This window comes from Mycobacterium paraterrae (genome assembly GCF_022430545.2).
Lineage (GTDB): Bacteria > Actinomycetota > Actinomycetes > Mycobacteriales > Mycobacteriaceae > Mycobacterium > Mycobacterium paraterrae.
The window spans coordinates 4,578,501-4,597,864 of sequence record NZ_CP092488.2 but is presented as its reverse complement, the minus strand read 5'-3'; the positions used below and the strand labels follow the sequence as shown (position 1 = coordinate 4,597,864).

Here is a 19,364-nt window from a genome sequence, read left to right as displayed (position 1 = left end):
GGCGATCAGGCGACAAGGGCCACCAGTTGTTCCGCGTCGAGGGTCTCGACGGTTTCGGTGGCGTCGGCGAAGTCTCCGTCAGTGGTGTTCTCGTTGGGGAAAGCAATGCATTTCACGCCGGCGGCGGATGCCGAGGCAACTCCGCCGACGTTGTCCTCGATGGCGACGGTCGACGACGCATCTTCGCCGAGCTGCTCGAGGGCGAACCGGTACACGTCGGCGTTCGGTTTCGGATTAGGCACGGCGTCACGGTCGACGATCAGGTCGAAGGCGTCGGCGCCGAGTTCAGGACTCAACGTCGCCAGCAACGCAGAGACGTTCTCTGGAGTCGTCGTGGTGACGAAGCCGAGTTTGACGTCGCGACGCTTGGCCTCGTTGACCGTCTCGATGACGCCGGGGCGCGTCTTGAGCCCGGCGCTTGACAGCAATTCTTGGAAGATCTGTGACTTGGTGGCGTGCACCGCATCGGCGTCGACCTCTTCGCCGCGCGCTTCGGCGTAGTCGGCGATACGTTGTGCGCCGCCGTTGGAGTCGAGCATGGCGACGTAGTCCGGCTGCGACCAGTGCCAATCAAGGCCGTGAGCCTCGAACGCCTCGTTGAAGGCTCGACGCTGCAGTTCCGAGGTGTCGACGAGGGTGCTGATGGAACCAAACAGGATGGCGGGCATGGGCTTCTTTCTGCTGGGACGGGTAGGCAGGCCGAGCCGGCTATCTGACCAACTCGTACGGTACCCGTTTCCCAGTACACTAATGGTCTAAACGTCCAATAGTGACTAGATCATTCATTACCGAATCAGGTCTTCATCGGCTAATTTCTCTGAGGCGGTTCAACTTCAATACGGCCAGCGCAAAGGTGGAGTGCTCTGATGGCACCCGGTACGGGCGATAAGCCGCTCGCCGCGAGCGAAGACGCGCGGGTGGCTCGCACCCGAGCGGACGTCGCACGGGCTGCCCTGGAGGTGCTGACCGGCGAGGGCTCTGACGCGGTCACCCACGCGCGGGTGGCCGAGTTGGCCGGCTACTCCAAAACCACGCTGTACACCCACTGGCCGTCCCGGGTCGAGTTGATTGCGCTCGCGCTCGACGGTCTCGGCGAGTTGCCGCATCACGAACAAACCGGCGACCTTCGCAGCGACCTGATCGGCGAGCTCACGGCCTTTCGGGGCGGCATCACCGAGATGCGTCTGGACCGCATTCTGACCGGTATGGCCCAGTGGGCCTCGGTTGAGGAGATGCGGGAGATCCGCGACGCGATCAATAGTTCAGGACAGGGCCCATTGCGGGCGATGCTGGCCGCACTGCTCGACGGCGCCGAACTCGAAGCGGCGGTATCGATGCTCACCGGCGTCGTCGCGTGTCCGTCCATCATGTACGGCTCGTTGCCCGGCGACGACGTCATAGCCGCTGCCGTCGACATCGTGCTGCGTAGCGCGCAATCCGCGAACGCCGCGCAACGTTCCTAACCTTCGCGAACCGTTCCCGACCACGGTTGAGCTCCGCGTGCGCTTCGCCAAAGTGGCCAAAGTTGTCGGTGAGGCGCGTAAATTCATGTTTCATGTTTCGCGGACACGCGACGCTCATGCGGACAAGCCCTCGGGTGAAGTCAGTGATCGGGGGCTCGGTCGCCGCGTCGGTGTTGCTGGTCGCCGCCATCGCGGTGGTGCCGGGCCCGACCAAACTGCTTGCGGCCGCGGCGATCCTGGTCGGGTTCGTCGCCGTCTACCCGCGAGCGCTGTCGTGCGCGCTGGTACCACAACGGGCACCGGTCGATCTGTACGTCGATCAGAACGGTGTCTACGCCGACGACGCACCGCTCGCTCTACGCGGAGACATCGAGCACGCCTACATCAGGCCGGCGATGGATACCAGCCGCCACAGCCACCACGGCGGGCTGGTACCGGCCAACGACGAGGACGTGCCGTCCTACCCGCTGACCGTCGAGCTACTGGTCCGTCGACGAGGTCAGGTCAATATCGATCCCGGCGGCCAAGGCCCAGCCGCTGAAATCCTCACCACGCTCGGCTTTCCGGTCACGACCTGCACACCACACCATCGGGCCCAGACCAACAGCCAGCGGGCAACCTCAGTGGTGCTCGTGGCGCTGTTCGTGGTGGCCTACGTCAGCTACTACCTGTTCATGTCGACGCATCATTGACCACCGGCGCGAGCCGGCGTAGCTGAGTCACGTGTGTGGGGCGCAGCTCCTCCAGGCTGCTGACGCCCAGTAGCTTCATCGTCCGGATCAGCTGCGCGGACAGGATCTCGACGGCGCGGCGCACGCCTGCCTCGCCGCCGGCCATCAACCCGTAGAGATAGGCCCGGCCGATCAAGACGCTGCGCGCGCCGAGCGCGACCGCGGCGACGACGTCGGCCCCGGACATCACGCCGGTGTCGACCAGGATCTCGGTGCGTCCGGCGAGCTCGCGAGCCACCGTCGGCAACAAGTGGAACGGCACCGGCGCCCGATCCAGTTGTCGGCCACCATGATTGGACAACACGATGCCATCGACGCCGAGTTCCACCACGGCCCGTGCATCATCGAGAGTCTGGATGCCTTTGACGACGAGCTTGCCCGGCCACCGGGCCTTGATCCACGCGAGGTCGTCGAAGGTCAGGCTGGGGTCGAACATGGAATCCAGATAGTCGCCGACCGTGCCCGACCAGCGATCCAGTGACGCGAACGACAGCGGCTCGGTGGTCAGCAGGTCGAACCACCAGCGGGGCCGCCATGCGGCGTCGAGTGCGGTGCGCAGCGTCAGCGCCGGTGGAATCGACATCCCGTTGCGGACGTCGCGCAGTCGCGCACCGGCGACGGGCACGTCGACGGTGGCCAGCAGGGTGTCGAATCCCGCGTGGGCGGCGCGTTCGACCAGCGCCATCGACCGCTCGCGGTCACGCCACATGTAGAGCTGAAACCATTTACGGCCGTGCGGTGCAGCCGCCGCCACATCCTCGATCGACGCCGTGCCCAGCGTTGACAGCGAAAAGGGGATCCCGGCCGACGCGGCGACTCGGGCGCCGGCGATTTCGCCGTCGGTGTGCATCAGTCGGGTGAAGCCTGTCGGCGCGATGGCGAACGGGAGGGCGACCGAACCGCCGAGCACCTGCCAGTCCGTGCGGGCATGGCTGACGTCGCGCAGGATCGTCGGGTGAAATTCGATGTCGCGGAACGCTTGTCGTGCCCGCCCAATGGATATTTCGTCCTCGGCGGCGCCGTCGGTGTAGTCGAAGGCAGCTCTGGGCGTTCTGCGCTTGGCCAGGCGGCGCAGGTCGTCGATGGTCAGCGCATCGTCGAGACGACGCTGCACGCGGTCGAGCCGCGGCTTGCGGAAACGGATGAGTGGCGCCAGGTCGCGCGCTCTCGGCACTCGCCGTTTGACCACTGTGCCACCGTAGGTCATATGGAAACCGCAAGCGACCCCTTCAATCTCCAGCGGTTCGTCGATGCGCAGGCCCCGGTGTACGGGCAGGTGGTCGACGAGTTGCGGGCTGGGCGCAAACGCACCCACTGGATCTGGTTCGTGTTTCCGCAGATCGCCGGGCTAGGCAGCAGCGCGACCGCAGCTCACTACGCGATCACGTCGCTGGACGAAGCGCGGGCCTACCTGCGCCACGATCTGCTAGGGCCGCGGCTGCGCGAATGCACGCAACTGGTCAACGCCGTGCGCGGGCGCTCGATCGGCCAGATCTTCGGATCGCCCGACGACATGAAGGTGCGCTCCTCGATGACATTGTTCGCCCACGCCACATCCGACAATGAGGACTTCCTGACCCTGCTCAACCGCTTCTACGACGGCGAGGAGGACCCGCTGACGCTGCAGCGCCTGAATTAGACGGGCTGCAGAATCCGCCAGCCGTGCGGCTCGACCGTCAACTCCCGGATCACTTCCTGCGGGGGCGCGCCGCTGCCGGCGACGACTTCCGCCGAGCCGGAATCGAGCCGCACCTGTAAGGGCTTGTCGTCGATGTTGAGTGCGACGATCAACGCCCGGTCGCCGTTGCTTGCCCGATACACGAACTGCCGGTTGTCCAACTGCAGCGCCGAAGTCGACGCGGAGTGCAGCCACGGGTGTCGTCGACGCAGGCCGACCAGGTACTGATGCAGCGCCCAGGTGGCCACCCCGCGTTCGTCGAGTGGGATTGGGGGAGGGCCGAATTCGGGCCGAACCGCATCGTCGCCGCCGAACCGCTCCTCTTTGACCCCGCGATAGCCCAGTTCGTCACCAGCGTAGATGCTGGGCACGCCGCCCACGGTCATCAGGACCACAAGCGCGTGGGCGAGGTGTTCCGGGCGTTCGAGCTGACTGGCGATACGGGTGACGTCGTGGTTGCCGATGAAGGTCAGCGGCGCAAACGTCTGTCGAAAGTCGTTGTGGCGCTGCATCGCGTGACTCAGCTCGAAGAAGTTGCCGTCGTTGAGTCCGCTCCAGATCGCTTTCCACAACTCGTACTGGGTGGCCGAGTCGAATCCGGCGTCGCGCACCACCGCGGCATAGTCGCCGTGAATCAGCTCCCCGACGAACCAGGCCTTCGGATGTAACTGGCGCACCTTCGGCAGAACCGCCCTCCAGAAGGAGTGCGGCACAGCATAAGCGGCGTCGAGCCGCCAGCCGTCGGCTCCGCGTGCGAGCCAGTGCGCCATCGCGTCGGTGGTGTAGTCGACCACTTCGGGGTTGTCGTGGTTCAGCGTCAGCAGACCCTCGTGGCGCTCGAAGGTGTGAAACCGGCCAGGTGTGCCGCGGAACCAGCGCGCTGCCGTGTCGTCAGTGGATGCCTGTCGATAGCGCGGGAAGTCGGCGCCGACGTGGTTGAACACCCCGTCGAGTAGCACCCGCAATCCGCGCTGTCGCGCCTCGGCGATCAGGTGGTCGAAGTCGTCGTCGTCACCGAGGCGTGGGTCGATCCGGTAGTGGTCGGTGGTGTCGTAGCCGTGGGTGCGTGAGGCGAATATCGGTCCGAGCGCGATCCCGGAGGCGCCCAGCTCGATCGCGTGGTCGAACCACTCGACGATCCGGCGCAGCCGATGTTCCTGCGGGCCCGGAGCAGTGGCGGCGGGGAAGGCGCCGACGAATCCCAGGGGATAGACGTGCCACCAGATCACATGCTCGACCCAAGCCGGTTCGCTCATCGCCGGTACCTGGTCTCATACAGCGTTTTGATCTCCTCCTCGAGTTCGGGTGCCGGGCCATCCACCACGATTCGAGGCGCGACCGTGTGCACCGGCAGCATCGCGACCGGCGGTGCCGGTGCGCGCAGTTCGGTGAGCCACCTGATCAGTTGATCGTTCGAATTCACATAGACGATGCGCCCGAGGCCGGCCCACGCGTGCGTTGCCGCGCACATCGGGCAGTGTTCGCACGACGTATACACGGTGGCGCGAACGCGTTGCACTGGAGCCATATTCGCGACGGCCCAGCGGACGACGCCGAGCTCGGCATGCAGGGTCTGGTCGCGGTCGGTGACACGGTTGTGATCCTCGTACAGCGTGCGCCCGTCGGCGCCGACCAGCACCGCACCGAAAGGACCGTGTCCGGCTTCCAGTGCGGTGCGGGCAAGCTCGATGCAGCGTCGCAAATGCCGCACGTCGACGTCGTTGACGACCACAAGCCCGGAGTCTACGGGCGACGGCTATCCGGCTGGCGTGAGCGTTTGGGCGGTGGTGATCGCCTGGGCGACGCCGGCGACGATGGCCGCGGCCTTCAACGCTTCGAGAATGGCGTCGCGGTCGACGCCGGCCTCGCGCAGGGCGTGCTCATGAGCGGCCACACAATGCCCGCAGCCGTTGATCGACGAGACAGCGAACGACCACAACTCGAAGTTCGCCTTGTCTACCCCCGGATTGCCGATGATGTTCATCCGCAGCCCCGGGCGCAGGTCGTCGTACTTGCCGTCGAGGAATCCGCGGCCGCGGTAGAACACGTTGTTCATGCCCATGATCGAGGCGGCGCCCAGCGCTGCCTGGTACGCCTCTGCGGACAACTCGTCGGCGGCCTCGGCGCCAATCTCGGTCAGCACCTGTGTGTTTCTGGTCGCCGCGGCGCTGGCGAGCAACGTGCCCCAGAGCTGCTCACTGTTGAGCACGGTGCTTCGGCTGATCGAGCCGAGGTTGAGCTTGAGGTCCTTGGCGTACTCGGGCAGTGACTCTTTCAGGGTGTCAATACTCATCAGGCCGATGCCTTGAGCAACTCGCCGGCGTTCAGTGTCGGGTCACCTTTGCGCCAGTTGCACGCGCACAGCTCGTCGGACTGCAGCGCGTCGAGCACTCGGAGCACCTCGTCGACGTTGCGACCCACCGAACCGGCGGTCACCGAGACGAACTGGATCTCGTTGTTCGGGTCGACGATGTAGGTGACGCGGTCGGCAACGCCGTCCTTGTTCAGCGCACCGGTGGCCTCCACCAGCTCCCGCTTGATGTCCGAAAGCATCGGGAACGGAAGGCTTTTGAGGTCCTCGTGCTGGGCGCGCCACTGGAAGTGCACGAACTCGCTGTCCACCGAAACCCCAAGCACCTGGGTGTCGCGGTCGATGAACTCGTCGTTCAATTTGCCGAACGCCGCGATTTCGGTCGGGCAGACGAAAGTGAAGTCCTTTGGCCAGAAGAACACCACCCGCCACTTGCCCTCGAAGTCGCCGCTGGTGATCGTGGTGAAGTAGTCTTCGGGCCCTTGCGCGTCGATCTTGGACAGGTCGCCACCGATCAACGCCGTCAGCTCGTAGGTCGGGAACTGGTCGCCGATAGTCAGCAATGCCATGCGGCTCCTCCATCTCAAGTTTTGGATTTGGTCAAGATTCTGCTTCTCCAGCATGCCCGAACCACACTTTGAATGAAAGGTGATCTTTCCCACTAGACTGATAGGCATGACCGATAAGAGTTATCAACCGACCATCGCCGGTCTGCGAGCCTTCGTCGCGGTCGCCGAGAAGCAGCATTTCGGTAGCGCAGCAACAACTCTCGGTGTCAGCCAGTCGACGCTGTCACAGGCCCTGACGGCGCTGGAAACCGGCCTGGGCGTGCGATTGGTCGAGCGCTCCACCCGTCGAGTTTTCCTCACGCTCGAGGGCCGTGCGCTGCTGCCGCAGGCACAGGCCGTCATCGAGGCGGCGGCGGCATTCACGGCGGCGGCCGCGGGATCGGCCGACCCGCTGCAGGGCACCATCCGGCTCGGTCTGATCCCGACTGTGGCGCCCTACGTGCTGCCCACGCTGTTGGCCGGACTCGACGAGCGGTTGCCTGGCCTGGTGCTGCGCGTGATCGAAGACCAAACCGAACGGCTACTGACCGGCCTGCGCGACGGTTCTGTCGACGCCGCGCTGATCGCATTGCCGGCCAACGCCACCGGCATGACCGAAATCGCGATCTACGACGAAGATTTCGTGCTGGCCCTGCCGCCCGGCCATCCGCTGGCTGGCAAGAAGCGCGTGTCGCCGGCCGCGCTGGCCGAGCTGCCGCTGCTGTTGCTCGACGAAGGTCACTGCCTACGCGATCAGGCGCTCGACGTATGCCGCACAGCGGGCGTACAGGGGGAGTTGGCCAACACCAGGGCCGCCTCACTGGCCACCGCGGTGCAGTGCGTGGCCGGCGGGCTGGGCGTGACGTTGATACCGCAGAGCGCGGTGCCCGTCGAAACCGTACGGAGCCGTCTGGGCCTGGCCTACTTCGCCACCCCACGACCCGGCCGCCGGATCGGACTGGTGTTCCGCACGTCGAGTGGACGTGAAGGGCCGTATCGCCGACTCGCCGCGCTGATGAGCGAATTGCTCGCCGCCGACCAGTACGTACGCCCGGCTATGTAGCCATGACCACCCCGACCCTGGGGCCGAAGTGAACGTGTTCTAGTTTCGCTGGATGTTGGACTTCACCCTGGAGGACCTCAGCGCCGCGGATGTCGAACAGCTCCGGGCTGTCTATGAACCGTTGGCCGAGTCGGTGCGAGCGCTGATCGACGCAACGATCAGGACCGAAGTCGACGCCGACGCCGTGGCGGCCGCGAAAGCCGAAATCGACTCGGCCACTGCGCGCTTGCGCCGCCGGCAGACCGACGGCAGTTTCGGAGTGCGCTACCTCGCCACCGGCGAGCGGATGGCGTGGGGCAATGCCGTCATCGGGATCCGCAACCCCCTCGCGCCGCCGATACAGATCCGCCACGACGACTCGGGCGCGTCGGTCTGCGAATTCCACCTCGGCGCCGCATACGAGGGGCCGCCCGGACACGTCCATGGCGGAGTCGCCGCGCTCGTGCTGGATCACGTGTTGGGCGATGCCGCCAGCGACGGCATCAATCCCCGGCTGACCGGCACGATCAACTTCCGCTATGTGCGGGCCACCCGACTCGGGGACCTGCATGCCGAGGCCCGCATCATCCGTACCGAAGGGGTCAAGACCTACGCCGTCGGCCACCTGGCCGACGACCAGGGCGTCACCGTCGAGGCCGAAGGCGTATTCATCGAACCGCGCTGGGCGCGCGACCGCTCGGAATAGGTCCCGACCATGGAGAAAGTAGTGGCGCTACTGCGAGTCGCCGACCACGACGAGAACTGGTGCCAACGGCAGCGGGGGCCGGTCGCCGAGGCGATCCTGGCGCTCGGAGTCGCCGGCCTAGCCGTCAACGTCCGCGACGCCGCGGTGACTCACTCGATGATGACGCTGACGACGCTCGACCCGCCCGGTGCGGCCGTCGTCAGCATCTGGACGCAGCAGTGCTACGGAGAGCAGATCGGCGAGGCGCTGCGTCTGCTGGCCGCTGAGTGTGACCAACTTGCCGCCTATTTGGTCACCGAATCGAACCCGCTTCTTGCGCCGCTCGAATTAGGTCGGCGCACAACGGGTCTGGCGAACATCGCGTTGCTGCGCCGGCCGCCCGAGCTGGACTATGACAGTTGGCTGCGGCGCTGGCAACACGATCACACGCCGGTGGCTATCGAGACTCAGTCGACCTTCGGCTACACCCAAAATGCGGTCGTGCGCGCCCTGACCCCCGACGCGCCGCGGCTGGCCGGCATCGTCGAGGAGTTGTTCCCGATCGAGGCAATCGCTGATCTGAAGGCATTCTTCGGTGCGGCAGACGACGCCGACCTACAACAGCGCCTGTCCCGAATGGTCGCGAGCACAACAGCTTTCGGCGCCAACGCGAATATCGACACCATACCGACAAGCCGCTACGTGCTGACCACACCGTTCCACACCCGAGGAGATGCCGGTGATACTGCAAATTGACGATGACAATCGGGTTCGCACCCTCACCCTGAATCGGCCAGACGCACTCAACGCGTTCAACGAAGCGCTCTACGAAGCCACCGCCGCGGCGCTGCGCGAAGCCGCGGATGACCCGGGCGTCGCGGTCGTGCTCCTGACCGGGGCCGGTCGCGCGTTCAGTGCCGGCAATGACCTCAAGGAGATGCAGGCCCGGATCACCGACCCGGCGATGGCCAACCAGGGCTCACAGTTCACCGAGATGATCGACGCCCTGACCCGGTTTCCCAAGCCGCTCGTCTGCGCGGTCAACGGCGTCGGTGTAGGCATCGGCACGACCATCCTCGGCTACGCCGACCTGGTCTTCATGTCTTCGACGGCCCGGCTGAAGTGCCCGTTCACCAGCTTGGGCGTGGCGCCGGAGGCGGCGTCGTCGTATCTGCTGCCCAGGTTGATCGGCCGGCAGAACGCCGCCTGGCTGCTGATGTCGTCGGAATGGGTGAGCGCGCAGGAGGCGCTCGCCATGGGCATGGTGTGGAAAGTGTGCGAGCCCGAGCAGTTGCTGGTCGAGGCCCGCAGATACGCCGACATTTTGGCCGCCCGCTCGATTCCGAGTTTGATCGCGGTCAAGCAGTCCATCGTCGAGCCCACCCTGCCCGACATCGCGGCAGCGACGGAACGCGAAAACGCCCACTTTGCAAAGCTTTTGGGTGGCCAGGCGAACGCGGAGGCCCTCGCGGACTTCACCGCCAAGCGGCGAGCCGAGCGCTAGGTGCCGGTAGGCTGCAGTTGAGCGGCGGCCTCGATGATCGCGCGTACAGTGCGTCGGCAACGCCCGCAGTCCAGTCCCGCCCCGCATCGTGCCGCGACCTCTTTGGACGTCGACGCCCCACTGGCGACCGCCTCGGAGACGGTTTGGCTGGTGACACCCTCGCAGAGGCAGACGTACACGCGAACCTCCCGCCCTTGTCGCCGACGACCATCCGAACTACGTATTAGCCGAGTCTAACCTAACTAGGTTCGTAAAGGCTAACCTAACTTCTCGGGTTGGTCGGGCGGCGCACGGCGCCGAGCGCGGGGTTCCCACCGCGTCGGTCGCCCAGAAATCGGCTCGGCCTTGTAGAGACATTTGCGCCGGGCGCGTCGCGGCGGATTTGTGCGCGGCACCGTGAAATGTTGTTCCGCGTTAGCTCGAATTAGTTAGGGGATGCTGTCCGAAGTGAGTATTACCTTCGGTGACAAGGGTTTTGACCTGCGGTAGCGTAACCCCGACATGCGCTGCGGCAATCTAGACGAGGAGTAATGGTGCAAGGCGACCCGGACGTTCTACGTCTGCTCAATGAGCAATTGACCAGCGAGCTCACCGCGATCAATCAGTATTTTCTGCATTCGAAAATGCAAGAGAATTGGGGATTCACCGAACTGGCGGGCCACACCCGCGCCGAGTCGTTCGACGAGATGCGCCACGCCGAGGCGATCACCGACCGCATCCTGCTGCTGGACGGCTTGCCGAACTATCAGCGTCTCTTCTCCCTGCGCATCGGCCAGACGTTGCGCGAGCAGTTCGAGGCCGACTTGGCGATTGAGTACGAGGTGCTCAACCGTCTCAAGCCGGGCGTCATCATGTGCCGGGAAAAACAGGACTCGACCAGCGCATTCCTGCTCGAGGGCATCATTGCTGACGAGGAAAACCACGTCGACTACCTGGAGACTCAGCTGCAGCTGATGGACAAGCTCGGCGAAGAGCTGTACTCGGCTCAGTGCGTCTCCCGCCCGCCGTCGACAGGTCAAGCCGGCAACTGAGCGGGTATAGCTGCTGCGTATGACGAGAGCGCAGAGCACGACCCCACCTGAACCGGAGACCAGCGGTGCGCTGGTCAGCCCGCGGCAACGCAATTTCGTCTTCCTGGCAATTGTGCTGGGCATGTTGCTGGCGGCGCTCGACCAGACCATCGTCGCGACCGCATTGCCCACGATCGTCTCCGACCTCGGCGGGGCGGGACATCAGTCGTGGGTGGTCACCAGCTATCTACTGGCATCGACGATTGTCACCGCGCTGGTGGGCAGACTCGGAGACCTGTTCGGCCGCAAGCGGATATTCCAGGCGGCGGTGACGTTCTTCGTCACCGGCTCGGTGCTGTGCGGGCTCGCGCAGTCGATGACCATGCTGGTGGGCGCCCGCGCGCTGCAGGGCATCGGTGGCGGTGCCATCACCGTCACCGCGACCGCGCTGATCGGCGAGGTGATTCCGCTACGCGATCGCGGCCGCTATCAGGGCGCGCTGGGTGCGGTGTTCGGCGTGACGACCGTGATCGGCCCGCTGCTCGGCGGGTATTTCACCGACCACCTGACTTGGCGATGGGCATTCTGGGTCAACGTGCCGGTCTCGGTCGTGGTGTTTTTCGTTGCCGCGGCGGCGATTCCGGCGCTCGCTGCGCGGGCGAAACCGGTCATCGACTATGCCGGAATCCTCTTCGTGGGTTTGGGCGCGACCGGGTTGACGCTGGCGACCAGCTGGGGTGGGACCACCTATCCGTGGGGTTCGCCGACCATCATCGGGTTGTTCGTCGCCTCCGTGGTGGCGCTGGGCCTCTTCGTCTGGGTCGAAAGCCGAGCGTCCGGGCCGGAATCGGCCCCGATCCTGCCGATCCGGTTGTTCGCCAATCCGGTCTTCGCGGTGTGTTGCGTGCTGTCCTTCGTGGTTGGGTTCGCCATGCTGGGCGCACTGACCTTTCTTCCCACCTATATGCAGTTCGTCGACGGGGTGTCGGCGACCACGTCGGGTCTGCGCACGCTGCCGATGGTGGCGGGCATGCTGTCGACGTCGATGGGCAGCGGTGTCTTGGTCGGCCGCACCGGACGCTACAAGATCTTCCCGGTCGCCGGTACGGCGGTGATGGCGCTGGCCTTCTTCCTGATGTCGCGGATGGACCCGTCCACATCGGCGCTGGTCCAATCAATTTATCTGTTCATCCTCGGCGCCGGGATCGGGTCGTGCATGCAGGTACTGGTGCTGATCGTGCAGAACACCTCGAGGTTCGAGGATCTGGGCGTCGCGACGTCGGGGGTGACGTTCTTCCGGACCATCGGCAGCTCGTTTGGCGCGGCGATCTTCGGCTCGTTGTTCACCAACTTTCTGCATAGTCGCATCGGTCCGGCGCTGCTGGCGTCGCATGCGGCTCCGGCCGCGGCCAGTTCACCGGAGGCGCTGCACCGACTGCCGCACGCGCAAGCCGCGCCGATCGTCGCCGCCTACGCCGCGTCGCTGACCCAGGTGTTCCTGTGGGCGGTCCCGGTCGCAGTGGTCGGCTTCGCATTAGCGCTGTTCCTGCGTGAGGTGCCGCTGCGTGACATCGGCCAAAGCGCGGCCGATCTCGGCGACGGTTTCGCGATGCCGAGCACGCAGACCCCGGACGACATGCTGGAAACCGCGATTGGCCGCCTGATGCGGGTTGAGCCAGGTATGCGGCTGCGCAGCATCGCCATGCGACCCGACTGCAGGCTCGACGTCGCCGAGTTGTGGGCGCTGTTGCGGATCAACCGGTATCAACGAGCCCTGGGAATCGCCCGAATCACCGACATCGCCGACCAATTCGGGATCCCCTACGAGGTGCTCGAGCCGACGTTCGACCGGTTGGTTCACGGCGGTTACGCACAGCGCGACATCGACCGACTCTGGCTCACCCCGTCCGGGGTCCGCGAGGTCGATTTCGTCTCGTCGCTGCTGCAGGGGTGGGTCATCGACAAGCTCAGCCGCTCGCCGAGATACGAAGGCCGACCCGACCGGGCTCAGGTCGAGGCCGCGCTCAACCGGATCACCCACCGCATCGTCGGCCAACCCGGGTGGGACGACGACGAGCCCCGAGTCTCGGAGCTTGCCACCCAGAAACTTCGGGTCGGCCTTCCACCAGCCGGTCCGGGCGTAGCATCCAGCCATGAGCCGAATCGGAACCTTCGCAGATGACGACCTCGCAGGCTGGATTTCGAAGTCGCCAGAGTTGGGCGGCGCAATCGGAGCGTTCAGCGACGCGGTGTACAACCGCAGCCGGTTGCCGATGCGAACGCGCGAGCTGGCGCGAATGGTTATCGCGCATAGCAACGAGTGCGAGGTGTGCGTCAATACCCGCGATGGGGACGGGATCGCCAACGGCGTCGACGAAGACCTCTACACCCACGCTGACCAGTGGCGCACCTGGCCCGGATACAGCGACCAGGAACGTCTCGCGGCCGAGTTCGCCTACCGGTTCGCCACCGAGCACACGGTGCTGCGTGACGACGAGGATTTCTGGGCCCGCTGCAGCGAGCACTTCTCCGAGGAACTGCTTGCCGACCTCGCGTTGTCGTGTGCACTATGGGTCGGCATGGGACGCGTTCTGCGTACCCTGGACATCGCCCAGTCGTGCACGCTCACCCTTCCCAGCCGGGTTTGAGGAGCCGAGTTCAGTAGTCCGGGGCCAACTTTCGTCTTCCCGGTAGATGACAACCACACCGCTCGCCGCCGCGGCCATCGCCCAACTCGAGGCCGAGGGAGTCGACGCGGTCATCGGCACGGTGACCAATCCGGCCGGTCTCACCCAGGCCAAGACCGTTCCCATCCGCCGCTCCAATGCGTTCGCCGATCCGGGGCTCGGCGCCAGCCCGGTATGGCACGCGTTCGCTATCGACCACACCGGTATCGCTTTTACCGACCACATCGGCGTCATAGGCGATCAACGGGTTCGAATTGATTTGTCGGCGTTGCGGATTCTCGGCGACGGGCTCGCCTGGGCGCCCGCTTCGTTTTTCGAACAGGACGGCGCGCCGGTCGCGGAATGCAGTCGCACGGCGCTCGGACGTATCGAGTCGGCGCTCGCCGACGCGGGCCTCGAGGCGTTGGTCGGTCACGAACTCGAATTCCTTCTCGTTCAGGCGGACGGGCACCCGCTGCCGTCAACCGTGTGGGCGCAGTACGGCTTGGCCGGTGTGCTGGAGCACGAGGCCTTCGTCCGGGACGTCATCGCGGCGACGTCGCTGTCTGGCATCGGAATCGAGCAACTGCATCCGGAGTACGGAACCAATCAATTCGAGATTTCCTTGACACCGCAGTCACCCGTTGCGTCGGTCGACCAGCTGGTGCTCACCCGAATCATCGTCAGCCGAATCGCCCGCCGGCACGGCATGCGGGTGAGCCTCTCACCGACACCATTCGTCGGCGACGCCGGATGTGGTGCCCATCAACACTTCTCGCTCCGCAACGCGGCCGGCCCGTTGTTCTCCGACGGGGTTGGGGCACACGGGATGACCAGCAGCGGCGAGAGCGCCATCGCGGGACTGCTACGCGGACTGCCCGAGGCTCAAGGGCTGCTCTGCGGCTCGATCGTCTCGGGGTTGCGACTGCATCCGGGTAACTGGGCGGGAACCTACGTCTGCTGGGGCACCGAGAACCGCGAAGCCGCAGTACGATTCGTCGCCGGTGGGCCTGGCAGCCCCTACGGCGGCAACGTCGAAGTCAAAGCGGTCGACCCGTCGGCCAACCCCTACTTCGCGGCCGCCGTGATCCTCGGCCTGGCGTTGGACGGCATCGAGCACAATGCGGTGTTGCCGCAGGAGGTCAAGGTCGACCCGGCGACACTCAGCGACACCGACCGGGACAAAGCGGGCATCGAGCTGCTGTCCACGTCGCAGCCGCAGGTGATTGCGGCGCTGGACAAGTCGCAGCTAGTACGCGCCATCCTGGGCGATGCCGCGGTCGACGCCACGGTGGCGGTCCGGCGCTTCGAGCACGACAACTACGCCCACCTCAATCGCGAACAGCTCGCCGACAAGTTTCGGATGGCCTGGAGCGTATGACGGCCGCAGCGCTGGCCGAGCACATCGCCGGCGTGCGACTGATCGACCAGCACATGCATGGGTGCTGGTCGGCGGCGGGGGACAGGGCTCGGTTCGAGAATGCCCTCAACGAGGCCAACACCGAACCCCTCGCCGATTTCGACTCGGGCTTCGACACCCAACTTGGCTTCGCCATCCGCGCCCACTGCGCGCCGCTCTTGGGCCTGTCCAAACATGCCGAGCCGCGGGACTATTGGCATCGCCGCAACCAGTTCTCCGAGGCTGAACTCGCGCAGATTTTCCTACCCGCTGCCGGCGTGAGCGACTGGCTGGTCGACACCGGATACGCCGAGGGCGTCGCCGACATCGGCCACGTGGCCGACTGGTCACTCGGACGGGCGCACGAGGTGGTTCGGCTCGAACAGGTGGCCGAACAAGCGGCGGTTTCGCCAGGTGACTACGCATCGGAGTTCGAACGCATCCTGAGTGAGCGAGCCGCCGGCGCTGCCGGCACCAAGTCGATCCTGGCCTACCGTGGCGGATTCGACGGTGACCTGACCGAGCCGTCGGCGACCGAAGTCACCGTGGCCGCCGCCAGGTGGCGTGATACTGGCGGCGTTCGACTCACCGATCGAGTGCTGCTTCGCTACGGCCTGCATCAGGCGCTACGGGTAGGAAAACCGCTGCAGTTCCATGTCGGCTTCGGCGACCGGGAATGCGACCTGCGCAAAGCCAACCCGCTGTATCTGCGGGACTTTCTACGCGAAGCTGGCGAAACTCCGGTCGTGCTGCTGCACTGCTACCCCTACGAACGGGAGGCCGGTTACCTGGCTCAGGCATTCAACAACGTGTATCTCGACGGCGGCCTGAGCATCAACCACCTAGGTGCCCGAGCCCCCGCATTCATCGCCCGGCTGCTCGAACTGGCGCCGTTTCGCAAGATCGTCTACTCGTCGGACGGGTTCGGCCCGGCTGAGCTGCATTACCTCGGAGCAGCGTTGTGGCGCAACGGAATCCATCGAGCGCTGAGTGGCTTCGTCGACAACGGCGACTGGAGCCTTGCCGACGCGATGCGGGTGGTCGACCTGATTGCTTACCAGAATGCGGCCCGGCTTTACCGGCTGGCGATTAAGGACGAGGGCACCAGGGTATAGAGGCAAAATGGCCGGTCTAGCAGAGGCGCTGGAGTGGGCCCGCGAGCAAGTGACATCGCGGGTCCCTAAAGCTGACCTTGACCAGCGCGATCCCGATTACATTCGCGAACAGTTGCCCATGACGTGGTTGTTCGCTTCCCTGTATTTCCGTGCCGACGTGCAACATCTCGATCGTATTCCCGCAGAGGGCCCGGTGTTATTGGTCGGCAACCACAGCGGCGGCAACGTGCCTCCTGACACTTTCGTATTCACGCTCGCGTTCTGCTCATACTTCGGCGTGGAACGGCCGTTCTATCAACTGGCCCACAATCTCGTCGTCTCCGCGCCGCCTCTGGGATGGTTGCGGAAGTTCGGAACCGTGGCGGCCAACCACGACAACGCCCGCCTCGCTTTGGAGTCCGGGGCGGCACTGCTGGTCTATCCGGGCGGCGACTACGAGGTCTTTCGGCCGTCGTGGGAGCGGCACAAGGTCGACTTCGACGGACGAATGGGCTACGTGAAGCTGGCGCGCGAGGCCGGGGTGCCGATCGTGCCGGTGGCCAGCGTGGGAGGTCAGGAAGCCGCGTTGTTCTTGTCTCGCGGGCAGTGGCTGGCCAAGCTGCTGCGGGCCGACAAAGTGCTGCGGCTCAAGAGCATTCCGATCTCGTTGGCGCTGCCGTGGGGTCTCAATGTCAGTGACCTGGCGGGCCACATCCCGCTGCCCACCAAGATCTCGATCGAAGTTCAGCATCCCATCGAGGTCGACGGCGACGATCAGGCCGTTCACGACAAAGTGATGGCCAGCCTGCAAGGCGGGGTAGACCGCCTTGCCGCGCGGCGGCGTTTCCCGGTGATCGGCTGATGCGCGTCGAACGCCGCTGTGTCATCGACACCGATCGCGACACGGTGTGGAAGATCGTTAGTGACCCGGAGAATTATCCGTCGTTCATGACGCGACTGGAGCGTTGGGACAGCGCCAACGATCAGCCGCCGGGCGTCGGCGCTCGTTACCTTGTCCATTGGAAGATCGGCTCGGTTCCGGTCGGCGGGCTGATCGAGTTCGTCGAGTTCGACGACCCGCGCGATCTGGCCTGGGTGGGCATTACCGGGGTGAACATGAGGGGCCGTATCCGGTTGCGCGACGCGGGGGACGGCAAGACGAAAGTGACGTTCCGGTTGTCGTATCAGGCGCCGGGCGGCTTCTGGGGCTACATCGCCGACCGGGTCGCGGTGGGCCAGGTGGGTCGCATCGCATCCGACACCCTCAAGAGGCTCAAGGTGCTCGCCGAACTCGGCGGCTGATTTCGCTCGATCGCTGTGAACTTGCTGGAATTTGGCTTGCGCCAGCCTGTTTGAGCGTGAGCTTAACTTACGCTGAGCGTGTCTCAGTGTCGCTCGGCCCGAGCGCCAAGAGTGTGGGAGTCCCGATGGTGGATGGTGGTCGGCGCTGGGTTGCCGGTGTGGGTGTTGCCGGTGGAGCGGCCGTCGTCGCGGCGCTGATGGGGACGTCGGTTGCCCGGGCTGACACCATCGACCTTTTCCTGTCGCAGGCGCAGGACGACATGGCGCAGGTATCGACGCTGTTTTCCGGGCTCGATTCCTCGTCGCTGCCGTCAGCTGCGGGACTGCTCTCGAGTTTCGAGGGACAGGAAGAACTGATCGCCCAGATCCAGACCCAGCAGGACACCTTCTCAGAGGCATTGCAGACCAGCTCGCAACTGGTCAACGCCGATCAGCAGCTGTCGAGCGCATCGGGAGAGCTGGTGGCGGCAAGCCAGCAGTTCGTGAACGCCGTCAACACAGGCGACCTACCCCTGAGCACCACCGAGTCGCTGTCCGACAAGCTGACCGGACTCGAGGCCGGCTTCGGCTTCCTTAACGCCGAGATCTTCCAGGTTCTACCCGCCGAGCTCAACGCCGGCCTCTCCACCATCTTCGACGGCGGCACTATTGACTTCAACGTGATCGACCCGGGTATAGCCGCCAGCGCGGCGGCCCCCGCCGCCACCGACCCAGCCACGTTGCTGAGCGAAGCAACTGCTGACCTCACTGAGGCCAACTCGGTGTTGGGCGGAATCGACGTGTCCGGCCAACCCTCTGACCTCGCGTCGCTGGTCTCCACCTCGACGGAAATCGTCGGGTCTCAGGAGCAGATTCAAGCGGTGATTCTGAACCTTCAGAATGTGGTTGTCGACGCTCAAGCGCAGGGTACGTCGCTGCCGGGGTACGAATTGGTGACCGAGGCGACCAATGCGTTGTTCACCAATGCCGACCAGACTCTGCTCAATGCCGACGCGGCCCTGCTTGCCTCGGATCAAGTGCTCGCCAACGCGATCAGCGGCGGGACAGGATTGACAGACCTTCAGGCGTTCGAAAGCGTGGCATCGATACTGGGCTCGCTCGGTGCCGACTTCGGTGCCTTCGGAACGACTTTCGACGCCGCGTTCACGCCGATCCTGGGGCGGTTTTAACCGTTCCGATGGGCGGTCGACTCCAAAGTCTGTTCTAGGGTAGCGAGATGGGCGAGACTGACGAGCTGCAATGGGAATACACGTGGTTCCTGGCGACGGGCGACGATGCTCTCAATGACATGATGCGCAAGGCGAATGCGCTGGGGGAGCAACGTTGGGAGATGGTCAACTTCGCAATGGACCAGGCCAAACCCTTTACCGCTACCTGCTTTTTCAAACGGCCGCGAGTTCTTGGCGACAAGCCTGAAGCACCTGAGCCACCTCGACGTTTTCTCTGAAACGGACGTGGCGGTGTGTCGCCGATTCGGTTATTTCAGATGAGCCCCGTCGCGTCGAAGACCCACGAGGTGTCCGCCGTCGCGAGATCCTCCATCCACGTGGACGGAGCGTGGTTGGTCAGCCCGCCCATGTCCCAATAATCCTTCCACAGCGTCACTTTGCCGTCTTCGACGCGGTGCACCGAAACAAATTGCAGCACAGCGGTTTCCCCGCTCGACCAGTTCCACGTCTCGGAATGCTCGTACATGGCGTCGGCCCCGTTCGACACGAGCACCCCGTCGTGGTTCCGGTAGCCCGCCAGTGGTTCGAGGCCGACCTTGAGTCGCTTGACGATGTCGTCGGGACCTCGAGCGGCCAGCGTCGGTCCGACGGGCATATCGACGTAGATGCAGTCCGCGGACAGGAAGGTCTTCACGGCTTCCCAGTCACGCCCTGACAGCGCCTTCCACAAACCCAACACCGCATCGTCAACTGACATGGATC

The 19,364-nt window shown here is 65.0% G+C and carries 24 protein-coding genes; 16 read left to right on the top strand and 8 right to left on the bottom strand.

The features are described 5' to 3' along the window. Window positions 1-5: 5 nt before the first annotated feature. Entirely contained in the window at window positions 6-668 is a 663-nt protein-coding gene (locus tag MKK62_RS22240) for an HAD family hydrolase (protein ID WP_240263678.1), read from the bottom strand. Between the two features lie 198 nt (window positions 669-866). On the opposite strand from MKK62_RS22240, the gene MKK62_RS22235 reads away from it, so the two are divergent. Then, window positions 867-1,463, top strand: coding sequence for a TetR/AcrR family transcriptional regulator (locus MKK62_RS22235; protein WP_240263679.1), 597 nt, complete (start codon window positions 867-869; stop codon window positions 1,461-1,463). A gap of 134 nt (window positions 1,464-1,597) precedes the next feature. After that, window positions 1,598-2,155, top strand: a complete 558-nt coding sequence (locus MKK62_RS22230) for a hypothetical protein (RefSeq protein ID WP_240263680.1) — start codon at window positions 1,598-1,600, stop codon at window positions 2,153-2,155. On the opposite strand, the gene MKK62_RS22225 is transcribed toward MKK62_RS22230, so the two are convergent. Then, window positions 2,136-3,383 carry an alpha-hydroxy acid oxidase gene (locus MKK62_RS22225; protein ID WP_240263681.1) on the bottom strand — a complete coding sequence of 416 codons (1,248 nt, stop codon included), beginning with the start codon at window positions 3,381-3,383 and terminating at the stop codon, window positions 2,136-2,138. The two genes, MKK62_RS22230 and MKK62_RS22225, sit on opposite strands and share 20 nt — an antisense overlap. A gap of 18 nt (window positions 3,384-3,401) precedes the next feature. Here MKK62_RS22225 and MKK62_RS22220 point away from each other — a divergent pair, with 18 nt between their 5' ends. Continuing rightward, entirely contained in the window at window positions 3,402-3,833 is a 432-nt protein-coding gene (locus tag MKK62_RS22220) for a DUF1810 domain-containing protein (protein WP_240263682.1), read from the top strand. Here MKK62_RS22220 and MKK62_RS22215 read toward each other — a convergent pair. From MKK62_RS22215 to MKK62_RS22200, 4 genes are read right to left on the bottom strand one after another with little or no spacing between them, the layout of a single operon-like run. Further along, the gene (locus MKK62_RS22215) at window positions 3,830-5,128 is read right to left on the bottom strand and encodes an alpha-amylase family protein (protein WP_240263683.1); all 1,299 of its coding nucleotides are present in this window, start codon (window positions 5,126-5,128) and stop codon (window positions 3,830-3,832) included. The two genes, MKK62_RS22220 and MKK62_RS22215, sit on opposite strands and share 4 nt — an antisense overlap. Continuing rightward, the gene (locus MKK62_RS22210) at window positions 5,125-5,604 is read right to left on the bottom strand and encodes a nucleoside deaminase (RefSeq protein ID WP_240263684.1); all 480 of its coding nucleotides are present in this window, start codon (window positions 5,602-5,604) and stop codon (window positions 5,125-5,127) included. The genes MKK62_RS22215 and MKK62_RS22210 overlap by 4 nt, the downstream gene beginning before the upstream one ends. A gap of 24 nt (window positions 5,605-5,628) precedes the next feature. Continuing rightward, window positions 5,629-6,165 carry an alkyl hydroperoxide reductase gene (locus MKK62_RS22205; RefSeq protein ID WP_240263685.1) on the bottom strand — a complete coding sequence of 179 codons (537 nt, stop codon included), beginning with the start codon at window positions 6,163-6,165 and terminating at the stop codon, window positions 5,629-5,631. Beyond that, window positions 6,165-6,752 carry a peroxiredoxin gene (locus MKK62_RS22200; protein ID WP_240263686.1) on the bottom strand — a complete coding sequence of 196 codons (588 nt, stop codon included), beginning with the start codon at window positions 6,750-6,752 and terminating at the stop codon, window positions 6,165-6,167. The genes MKK62_RS22205 and MKK62_RS22200 overlap by 1 nt, the downstream gene beginning before the upstream one ends. 106 nt (window positions 6,753-6,858) lie before the next feature. On the opposite strand from MKK62_RS22200, the gene MKK62_RS22195 reads away from it, so the two are divergent. Genes MKK62_RS22195 through MKK62_RS22180 form a run of 4 tightly spaced genes read left to right on the top strand, consistent with a single transcriptional unit; the run spans window position 6,859 to window position 9,962 of the window. Continuing rightward, window positions 6,859-7,794, top strand: a complete 936-nt coding sequence (locus MKK62_RS22195) for a hydrogen peroxide-inducible genes activator (protein ID WP_240263687.1) — start codon at window positions 6,859-6,861, stop codon at window positions 7,792-7,794. A gap of 52 nt (window positions 7,795-7,846) precedes the next feature. Then, window positions 7,847-8,479 carry a PaaI family thioesterase gene (locus tag MKK62_RS22190; protein ID WP_240263688.1) on the top strand — a complete coding sequence of 211 codons (633 nt, stop codon included), beginning with the start codon at window positions 7,847-7,849 and terminating at the stop codon, window positions 8,477-8,479. 9 nt (window positions 8,480-8,488) lie between these two features. After that, complete coding sequence (locus MKK62_RS22185) at window positions 8,489-9,214, top strand: EthD domain-containing protein (RefSeq protein WP_240263689.1); 726 nt, start codon at window positions 8,489-8,491, stop codon at window positions 9,212-9,214. Further along, entirely contained in the window at window positions 9,198-9,962 is a 765-nt protein-coding gene (locus tag MKK62_RS22180; protein WP_240263690.1) for an enoyl-CoA hydratase/isomerase family protein, read from the top strand. Before MKK62_RS22185 ends, MKK62_RS22180 begins: the two co-directional genes overlap by 17 nt. On the opposite strand, the gene MKK62_RS22175 is transcribed toward MKK62_RS22180, so the two are convergent. Continuing rightward, the gene (locus MKK62_RS22175; protein WP_240263691.1) at window positions 9,959-10,141 is read right to left on the bottom strand and encodes a (2Fe-2S)-binding protein; all 183 of its coding nucleotides are present in this window, start codon (window positions 10,139-10,141) and stop codon (window positions 9,959-9,961) included. The genes MKK62_RS22180 and MKK62_RS22175 overlap by 4 nt on opposite strands. Before the next feature lie 354 nt (window positions 10,142-10,495). Here MKK62_RS22175 and bfr point away from each other — a divergent pair, with 354 nt between their 5' ends. From bfr to MKK62_RS22130, 9 genes are all read left to right on the top strand, one after another. Continuing rightward, on the top strand, window positions 10,496-10,993 hold the full coding sequence (bfr, locus tag MKK62_RS22170; protein ID WP_240263993.1) for a bacterioferritin: 498 nt from the start codon (window positions 10,496-10,498) through the stop codon (window positions 10,991-10,993). A gap of 19 nt (window positions 10,994-11,012) precedes the next feature. Continuing rightward, window positions 11,013-13,154 carry an MDR family MFS transporter gene (locus MKK62_RS22165; RefSeq protein WP_240263692.1) on the top strand — a complete coding sequence of 714 codons (2,142 nt, stop codon included), beginning with the start codon at window positions 11,013-11,015 and terminating at the stop codon, window positions 13,152-13,154. After that, window positions 13,126-13,620: a carboxymuconolactone decarboxylase family protein gene (locus MKK62_RS22160; protein WP_240263693.1), complete on the top strand. Its 495-nt coding sequence runs from the start codon at window positions 13,126-13,128 to the stop codon at window positions 13,618-13,620. Before MKK62_RS22165 ends, MKK62_RS22160 begins: the two co-directional genes overlap by 29 nt. A gap of 46 nt (window positions 13,621-13,666) precedes the next feature. After that, complete coding sequence (locus MKK62_RS22155) at window positions 13,667-15,019, top strand: type I glutamate--ammonia ligase (protein ID WP_240263694.1); 1,353 nt, start codon at window positions 13,667-13,669, stop codon at window positions 15,017-15,019. After that, window positions 15,016-16,152: an amidohydrolase family protein gene (locus tag MKK62_RS22150; protein WP_240263695.1), complete on the top strand. Its 1,137-nt coding sequence runs from the start codon at window positions 15,016-15,018 to the stop codon at window positions 16,150-16,152. The genes MKK62_RS22155 and MKK62_RS22150 overlap by 4 nt, the downstream gene beginning before the upstream one ends. A gap of 7 nt (window positions 16,153-16,159) precedes the next feature. After that, on the top strand, window positions 16,160-16,993 hold the full coding sequence (locus tag MKK62_RS22145) for a lysophospholipid acyltransferase family protein (RefSeq protein WP_240263696.1): 834 nt from the start codon (window positions 16,160-16,162) through the stop codon (window positions 16,991-16,993). Beyond that, entirely contained in the window at window positions 16,993-17,433 is a 441-nt protein-coding gene (locus MKK62_RS22140; RefSeq protein WP_240263697.1) for an SRPBCC family protein, read from the top strand. Before MKK62_RS22145 ends, MKK62_RS22140 begins: the two co-directional genes overlap by 1 nt. 125 nt (window positions 17,434-17,558) lie before the next feature. Further along, entirely contained in the window at window positions 17,559-18,602 is a 1,044-nt protein-coding gene (locus tag MKK62_RS22135) for a hypothetical protein (RefSeq protein ID WP_240263698.1), read from the top strand. Between the two features lie 47 nt (window positions 18,603-18,649). Continuing rightward, window positions 18,650-18,880 (top strand): hypothetical protein, encoded by a 231-nt coding sequence (locus tag MKK62_RS22130; RefSeq protein ID WP_240263699.1) that lies wholly within the window; start codon window positions 18,650-18,652, stop codon window positions 18,878-18,880. Between the two features lie 35 nt (window positions 18,881-18,915). Here the strand turns inward: MKK62_RS22130 and MKK62_RS22125 are convergent, their stop codons facing one another. Then, window positions 18,916-19,359 (bottom strand): nuclear transport factor 2 family protein, encoded by a 444-nt coding sequence (locus MKK62_RS22125; RefSeq protein WP_240263700.1) that lies wholly within the window; start codon window positions 19,357-19,359, stop codon window positions 18,916-18,918. Window positions 19,360-19,364 lie beyond the last annotated feature (5 nt).